This window comes from Xenorhabdus innexi, assembly GCF_002632485.1.
GTDB classification, from domain to species: Bacteria; Pseudomonadota; Gammaproteobacteria; order Enterobacterales; family Enterobacteriaceae; genus Xenorhabdus; species Xenorhabdus innexi.
Window position 1 is genome coordinate 1 of record NZ_NIBU01000170.1, and the last position, 1,411, is coordinate 1,411.

The window sequence follows — 1,411 nt, forward strand, 5'->3', positions numbered from 1 at the left end:
CCCCGGACAAACGCCGAGCCGGACACGGTACTGATTGTGCCTTGTGTGTAAATCATCGTGTGTTCCTGAGAAAAAAGAGGGCGGGTTAACCTTCTATCATGGTTAAATCGACGATAAAGCCTTCCAGCAGAGGCGGAGGGCCACTCCATGTACCGGGATCGACGCCTGTTCCCCGGTGCGAGAGGTACTCATAGGTATAGGCAATTTCAATGCGTCCATCGCTGTATTTCCCCTCAAAAGATTCCAGCCAGACGTCATAGTCCCACTCCTCATCATAAAACGGCGGGTTATTTTCGCCGGGGGTATACCGGATGTTTTTATAATGCTGACGCGTCTGCCACTTAATCGGCATAAAGCCGTAACGCCGACCCGGCTCGCCCACATAAACAAACGGCCTGCTTTTATTATTGGGAATGTCTACATAGAAATGCGTTATAAACGACAGTAATTTCATGGCCGACGAAAACATCAGTTCACCGCGCTCACTGTAGACCTCCAGCCCGCTGCTCCCCTGAATATTTAATTGAGAAATGGGGGCAAAAAAATATTTACCGCCTGCGCCGAACACTTCGGCGTAATTGTAGTAGCGTTCATCCCAGCCGACATTGCTTTCACCGGGCTGGGCTTTGCGTAAAAAGCCCAGTGACGGCGTTTTGTCGGACAATTGCACCCGCCCGTTATCGGTATAAAATTCTAATCCCAGCATGTTAAATCGCCCAAATTGTCACCCGGTTTTGCATGTCTACCCCCGGGTTCGTTTGCCCGCCCCCACTACCGCCATGCTCCCAGCGATAGGTGTCATAATCAACGTGATAGCGGAAGGTGCTGCCGGACACGCTGAACGAGGTAAATTCATTACTGAGCTGCACCGCCTGTGCCCCGGAGCTGCCCCTGCTGCGCATGCGTAAAAAGAAGCGGGCCGTCACATTGCCGCCCTCGCTTAAGCCCGGCAAATACAGACTGCCGGTTTTGCTCAACGGGATGACGTGCGTGCCCAGAAAACGCGGAATGATATTGTTCGTGGTGATAATCACCCGCCCTTTCTCGTCATAAATCTCTAATCCCATGCCCATTACCAGAACCCCATGCGAATACGTAACCGACCGTTATTGTCAAAAAGTTGTTTGAGGTTGTTGGTTTCGACCCAGTAGCCTGAGCGACCCCGGCCGTAACGCACCTCTTCCCCGGTTTTCATGTCCAGCCTGAACCCGGTTTTGTTCCGGGGATCGAAGTTGGCGGATTTAATTTCATCCCCCACCACCAATTGCCGAATATTCGCCATATCAATAAACGCATCCCGGATAAACACCTGCCCGTTTTTAATCATAAAAACGGACTCCAGCTTGTCATTGCTCGGGTTCACCACGGTAAACTGGTTCGCCCGCACCGCAAAGTGAGTTTCCACTTTGCC

General features: G+C 51.7%; 3 protein-coding genes. All 3 read right to left on the minus strand.

Annotation, left to right across the window (positions count from 1 at the left end; genetic code table 11):
- Positions 1–85: 85 nt before the first annotated feature.
- Entirely contained in the window at positions 86–706 is a 621-nt protein-coding gene (locus Xinn_RS20795) for a hypothetical protein (RefSeq protein ID WP_099137809.1), read from the minus strand.
- 1 nt (position 707) lies between these two features.
- A complete protein-coding gene (locus tag Xinn_RS20800) occupies positions 708–1,067 on the minus strand; it encodes a hypothetical protein (RefSeq protein WP_244590289.1) in 360 nt (119 codons plus the stop codon).
- Between the two features lie 5 nt (positions 1,068–1,072).
- Positions 1,073–1,411 (minus strand): phage tail tip fiber protein (locus Xinn_RS20805; RefSeq protein ID WP_153043434.1); only part of this gene is annotated, 339 nt, incomplete at its 5' end.

Bases quoted from the DNA above. Each gene is read 5' to 3' on its own strand.
- Xinn_RS20795 (WP_099137809.1), bottom strand. From the start codon at position 706: ATGCTGGGATTAGAATTTTATACCGATAACGGGCGGGTGCAATTGTCC.
- Xinn_RS20800 (WP_244590289.1), bottom strand. From the start codon at position 1,067: ATGGGATTAGAGATTTATGACGAGAAAGGGCGGGTGATTATCACCACG.